The 5,847-nt window shown below is 46.2% G+C and carries 8 protein-coding genes; 4 read left to right on the top strand and 4 right to left on the bottom strand.

The annotated features are described in order from the left end of the window. Together groEL and IE163_RS06830 are read left to right on the top strand one after the other, a co-directional pair. The coding region (gene groEL / locus IE163_RS17760) for a chaperonin GroEL (protein WP_229833459.1) at nt 1–751 on the top strand (751 nt) is incomplete at its 5' end. A gap of 200 nt (nt 752–951) precedes the next feature. After that, nucleotides 952–1,479: a DUF3016 domain-containing protein gene (locus tag IE163_RS06830; protein ID WP_189431540.1), complete on the top strand. Its 528-nt coding sequence runs from the start codon at nt 952–954 to the stop codon at nt 1,477–1,479. Between the two features lie 33 nt (nt 1,480–1,512). Here IE163_RS06830 and IE163_RS06825 read toward each other — a convergent pair whose 3' ends face one another. After that, a complete protein-coding gene (locus IE163_RS06825; RefSeq protein ID WP_189431538.1) occupies nt 1,513–1,824 on the bottom strand; it encodes a prephenate dehydrogenase in 312 nt (103 codons plus the stop codon). Between the two features lie 132 nt (nt 1,825–1,956). Between IE163_RS06825 and IE163_RS06820 the strand changes: the two genes are divergently transcribed. Beyond that, nucleotides 1,957–2,385 carry a MerC domain-containing protein gene (locus IE163_RS06820; protein WP_189431537.1) on the top strand — a complete coding sequence of 143 codons (429 nt, stop codon included), beginning with the start codon at nt 1,957–1,959 and terminating at the stop codon, nt 2,383–2,385. Nucleotides 2,386–2,447: 62 nt separating this feature from the next. Here IE163_RS06820 and IE163_RS06815 read toward each other — a convergent pair whose 3' ends face one another. The 3 genes from IE163_RS06815 to rsgA are packed head-to-tail and all read right to left on the bottom strand — an operon-like array spanning nt 2,448 to nt 5,073. Next, nucleotides 2,448–3,140, bottom strand: coding sequence for a glycerophosphodiester phosphodiesterase (locus IE163_RS06815; protein ID WP_189431535.1), 693 nt, complete (start codon nt 3,138–3,140; stop codon nt 2,448–2,450). A gap of 11 nt (nt 3,141–3,151) precedes the next feature. Next, complete coding sequence (gene asd / locus IE163_RS06810; RefSeq protein WP_189431533.1) at nt 3,152–4,015, bottom strand: archaetidylserine decarboxylase; 864 nt, start codon at nt 4,013–4,015, stop codon at nt 3,152–3,154. A gap of 23 nt (nt 4,016–4,038) precedes the next feature. Next, on the bottom strand, nt 4,039–5,073 hold the full coding sequence (gene rsgA / locus IE163_RS06805) for a small ribosomal subunit biogenesis GTPase RsgA (RefSeq protein WP_189431531.1): 1,035 nt from the start codon (nt 5,071–5,073) through the stop codon (nt 4,039–4,041). Nucleotides 5,074–5,227: 154 nt separating this feature from the next. Between rsgA and orn the strand changes: the two genes are divergently transcribed. Then, complete coding sequence (gene orn / locus IE163_RS06800) at nt 5,228–5,776, top strand: oligoribonuclease (protein WP_189431529.1); 549 nt, start codon at nt 5,228–5,230, stop codon at nt 5,774–5,776. The last annotated feature ends 71 nt before the right edge of the window (nt 5,777–5,847 follow it).

The following is a 5,847-nucleotide window of genomic DNA, read 5'->3' as shown; positions in this document are numbered from 1 at the left end:
TGGCGGTACCGTGATTTCTGAAGAAATCGGTATGGAACTGGAAAAAGCCACCTTAGAAGATTTAGGTACAGCCAAGCGTATCGTTATCACTAAAGATAACACCACTATTATTGATGGTGCCGGTGAGCAAGGTGCTATTGATGGTCGCGTGAAGCAAATCCGTCAGCAAATCGAAGAAGCCACTTCAGACTACGATAAAGAAAAACTGCAAGAGCGTTTAGCGAAACTGGCTGGTGGTGTTGCGGTAATCAAAGTTGGCGCGGCCACTGAAATCGAAATGAAAGAGAAGAAACACCGCGTAGAAGACGCCTTACATGCTACCCGCGCAGCGGTAGAAGAAGGCGTAGTACCTGGCGGTGGTGTAGCGCTGGTGCGTGTAGCGGCGAAACTGGCTGACTTACGTGGTGCGAACGAAGATCAAAACCACGGTATCAAAATTGCCTTACGTGCGATGGAATCACCACTGCGTCAAATCGTCTCTAACGCGGGCGAAGAGCCATCAGTAGTGGTGAACCAGGTTAAATCAGGTTCAGGCAATTACGGCTATAACGCGGCAAGCGGCGAGTACGGCGATATGTTGGAAATGGGTATCCTGGATCCAACTAAAGTAACCCGTTCAGCACTGCAATTTGCTGCTTCTGTTGGTTCGTTAATGATTACTACTGAAGCGATGGTGACGGAGTTACCAAAGGCTGATGCCCCGGCAATGCCTGATATGGGCGGCATGGGTGGCATGGGCGGCATGATGTGATGCCAGCAGGGTGCAGCCAAAATATTTACTAAGGTTGCCCCTGCATCTCTAGACTTATCAAGCCCTGCTGTTTACAGCGGGGCTTTTTATTTGCGGTTGATGTAATTGTTTGAAATTCGTTCAGCTTGCATAAAGGTAGTATCCACTATATTTTTAATGAAGATCTGTCATTGGGTTAGGTTTAACCAAGGAGTTTTAAAATGCGTAACAGTATTCTTGCGATCACATTGTTAGCGATGTCAGGTGTTGTTGCTGCCGCTGAGGTTACGGTTAGCTTTGAGCAACCAGAAAAGTTTACTGATATACGGCCAACGAATGAATCAAAAAGCCGCTATCAGGAAAAAGTAACCCAAGCCTTTGAACGATTCTTTACTGACTACGCTGCCAAAATGCCGGAAGGTTACACTTGGCAGGTTAGCGTAACAGACATTGATCTGGCTGGAGACATTGATTATTTCGCTGGTCCAACAGGGCAGCCATTGCGGATTGTTAAGGATCTCTATTCGCCAGCAGTGCGTTTCACCCATACTCTTCGGGATAACTACGGTGAAGAGGTACTAAGTGGTGAAGAACGTTTGCGTGATATGGGCTTTATGCAACGTATCAGTAAAGTGGGTACGCGCGCCGAGTTTGAGTTTGAGCAAAAAATGTTAGATGACTGGTTCACTAAGACAGTGCAACCTGCGGTGACTCAGCATGCCGCTATCGCTCCCAAGGTCGCTCAATAAATACAATAGGTAAGTTAAGCAATCTGCTGTTGCTTAACTTACCTTCAGCGCTTGGCGAAACTCGGTAAGCGTTTTATGCAGTAGCTGCAGCTGCTTGACCACGCGTTGCAAGGTTGCTGTATTAAATTGCTGGCTTTGCCTAATCGCCGCTATTTGCTCAGCCGTTTCTGCTAGATATGGCATGAAACGATTACTCTGTGCCTGAAATACCGTATCTTTAGTAAAAATTGCCTGATGTTTAGCTTGGCCTTGCTGTTGTAATTGTTCTAATAACGCATCGGCATCTAATGCTTTCCGATACAGCTCTTTTAGATTCTCATCTAATTGTTCTAATAAAGTGTCCATAACTCAACTTGGTCTAACGATATTTGCTGTCTATTATGCCATATCTGCAGGCATTCTGGCAGAGTGCACGCTTTTTTTAACGAGATCCGTTTCATTCCGGCTTGTGTTGTTATATTATATCGTTTGTTATTTATGCGTTTCGAGGTTAGTGCTGTGATTGCCAAAGCAAGACTGCTTTTTGATAAGTTTGGTATTATGATCACGTCTCTGTGTGCCATTCATTGTATTCTGTTACCCGTGATCCTGCCGGTACTGCCTTTATTAGGATTGAATGCAGCTCACAACCATGCTTTTGAAGGTTTTGTCTTACTCTTTACTATGGTGCTTGGTTTTATTACCTTATTCATCGGTTTTCATCGTTACCACCGCAAACTTTATCCTTTTTATGCATTATTTTTAGGTGGTTTTATTTACTGGCAGCGTGATGTCTGGGGCCATGAATATGAGCATTTTGTGTTGATCGTGGGTGCTGTACTGGTGGTTGGTGCCCATATTATGAATATGCGGCTTTGCAATCAATGTAATGGGTGTGAGTCAGAACCGCAGAACGAAGCGGTTTAATTCTCCTGCTTTAATGAAAAAGCCACAGCATGCTGTGGCTTTTTCGTTTTTAAAACCTAAGTTTATAATCCTAAGAATTGACGGCTTTGTGCAGGGTAGTTGCTAAAAACACCATCTACACCCAGAGTTCGCATTTGCTGTAACGCTTCTGCATTGTCTACAGTATAAACATAGACCTTCAAACCGCGCTTTTTAGCATCTGCTACCATCTTCTCATCAATAAAGCCGGCATCACAGTGCACGGCTTCAGCGTTAAGTTCCGCGGCAAAGGCAGCATAATGCAGTGGTAAACTGGCGGTGAGGGCGCCAATCCGTACAGTGGGTTTAGCTGTTTTTAAGGCCGCGAGTAGTGGATGATTGAAAGAAGAGACTAGCAGTGTTTGTAGATCAAAACCTAACTCATTTTCAGCGCGATCCAGCAATCTCAAAAGCGGCTGTAAAGTGTTGGCACCTTTTAGCTCAATATTCAACCAGCACTTGTTTTGGATGAGTTGCAGCACCTGCCAGAGGGTTGGAATAGCTTGGCCGCGGCCAGCGTCAATGCTAGCCAGTTCGGCTAGGGTGTACTGATAAATACTGCCCTTGCCGTTAGTGGTGCGTTCCAGTCTGGCATCATGGATTACAATCAACTCACCCTCTACGGCAAACACATCCAACTCAATCGCATCGGCCTTTTGCGCCAGCGCTTGCTTAAAGGCGAGTAGGGTATTTTCCGGATACTCGCCACTGGCACCACGGTGAGCAATAATCTGCATACGCCTGCCTGTTATTCGCTAAGCATGGTTGCAAATGGCTCGCCCATTCTGGTCACGCTTCCTGGCTGCTGTTCTGGTAAAAAATCCACTTTATTATGCGGGAAAGCCAGAATAACAGTAGAACCTAGCTTGAAGCGGCCCATTTCGGCGCCTTTTTCCAGCGTAACACTATTTAAACCGGTTTCCGGGTATTGCCAACTAAACACATCTTTACCGGCCGGTGGCGTGACGGTACCCGCCCAGACAGTCTCGATACTGGCAACAATGGTTGCGCCGACCAGTACTAATGCCATAGGGCCGAACTCAGTATCAAAGAGCGTGACGACGCGCTCATTACGAGCGAAGAGATCAGGCACATTTTCTGCCGTTAATGGGTTTACTGAAAAGAGCTCACCCGGTACATAGATCATTTCACGCAGTGTGCCGGTTACCGGCATATGAATACGGTGATAATCTTTTGGCGCCAGATAAATGGTCGCAAATTTACCGCCGAGAAATGGCTCTGCCGTCTCGGCTTTGCCACCTAAGAGGCTTTGCAGACTGTAGTCGTGATTTTTAGCCTGCACTAACTGCCCGGCAACGATATCACCAAGCTGACTGACTTTACCGTCAACCGGCTGTGTAATGACCTCGCTTGCGGTATCCAGCGGCCGAATACCGTCTTTTAATGGCCGGGTGAAGAATTCATTAAAGCTGGCGTAGTCCGAAGCTTTTTCAAAGCGCGCTTCCTGCATGTTAATTTTATAGGCTTTAATAAAGAGGCTAATTAGCGCGTGGCTGATAAAGCCCAGCTTAGCAGCCGCTACCTTGCCAACCAAACGAGAAATTAAATGCTTCGGCATCAAATATTGTAGGGTAATTTTAACTTTATCCATAGTGAAGTACTTGCTCTTAAAATTTAAAAATGATTTGGTTTGTCCTGCGCCATACTGGTCAGGATCTTGAGATAACTATCATAACGCTCTGGGCGAATAGCGCCTTCGGCAACAGCATGTTGAATAGCGCAGCCCGGATCGCTGATATGCTTACAATCGCGAAATTTACAGCGGCCAAGCCAGGGACGAAACTCAATAAAACCTTGAGTCACTTCTTCTGCTGACAGATGCCACAGGGCAAATTCGCGAATGCCGGGCGAGTCGATTAGCTCTCCACCGTTTGGTAAGTGGTAGAGTCTGGATACAGTAGTGGTATGTTGACCTAACCCAGAAATAGCCGATACCTCCTGAGTTGCAGCAGCAAGCTCCGGCATCAGGTTGTTCATCAGCGAGGATTTGCCGACACCTGATTGCCCGACAAAGATGCTGGTGCCGCTGTGAATATATTGCAAAAGTGCAGTCATGCCCTGCCCAGAGCGGGCACTAACGAGCAAGCAGGGGTAGTCTAGTTGGCGATAGAGTTCTAGCTGCTGTTCTAACGCGTTTTGCGCAGTGCTGTCCAGTAAATCAGCCTTATTGATAACCAATAAAGGTTTGATCCCGGTCATTTCTGCGGCAACCAGATAACGATCGATAATATTTAACGACAACGCAGGTAAAATTGCCGACACAATAATCATTAAATCGATATTAGCCGCTACCGGCTTTAAACCATCATAAAAATCAGGGCGTAACAGCACCGAGCTGCGTTCTTCTACTGCTTCAATAACACCGTCAATGCTACCTGTAGGCTGCTTGCTGCGACACCAACTCACTTTATCACCCGTGACCACCGAACTGATCGTCCGGCGCATATTACAGCGGATAATCTGGCCCTGATTATCTTCAACATCAACATGTTGGCCGAAACGACTTATTACTAAACCTGGCTCTGGGGCGTGTAGCAGCTGGTCATCCCAGACAACAGAGGCTTTTTTATCTGAGCGTTGCAAGCGGCGTTGCTCGTTCTTGGCGATACGATCATGCTGGCGCTGGGTAAGATGTTTTTTCTTGGTCACTGGTTACCGTTTTTCTGTAAAGGATGCTATTACTGTAAAGCATAAGGCGTGTATCATACCTGTATTCTGGATTCTAACAAAGTAGCTACCGGCGACTTGCGTAGGATCAGTAGCTTTTCATTTAGCATAGACGATTAATAGGTAATAACGACATATGGCAATTAACGATACTAATCTGGTGTGGCTGGATTTAGAAATGACCGGGCTGGAGCCTAAAACCGATGTAATTTTGGAAATGGCCACTATTGTTACCGATAGCCAGTTAAATATCCTGGCAGAAGGGCCGGTGTTTGCGATTAAAACCAGCGATGAAACGCTAGATAATATGAGTGAGTGGTGTATTGAGCAACATGGTAAAAGCGGCTTAACGGCTCGCTGCCGTGCCAGCACAGTAACCTTGGCAGAGGCAGAAGCTGAAACTATGGCTTTTTTGAGCCAATATGTGAGCGCAGGTAAATCGCCGATGTGTGGTAATAGCATCGGTCAGGATAGACGGTTTTTGGCAGAGTATGCTCCTACACTGGAAAGCTTTTTCCATTACCGGAATTTAGACGTAAGTACAGTGAAAGAGTTAGCCCGGCGCTGGCATCCTGACGTATTAAAACAGGTGCAAAAAAGCAGCAGCCATTTAGCTCTGGATGATATCCGCGAATCGATTGCTGAATTAGTCACCTATCGTACGCATTTTTTTCGCTTACCCTAAAAAAACACTTGCATCGGCCCGCTGATTTTGTAAAATGCGCGCCATCCAGATAGCAATTTATTGCTTTCGAC

The organism is Alishewanella longhuensis (genome assembly GCF_014653435.1).
Classification (GTDB): Bacteria; Pseudomonadota; Gammaproteobacteria; order Enterobacterales; family Alteromonadaceae; genus Alishewanella; species Alishewanella longhuensis.
Note: the sequence above shows the minus strand (reverse complement) of the source record. Positions and strands in the feature narration are given on the sequence as shown.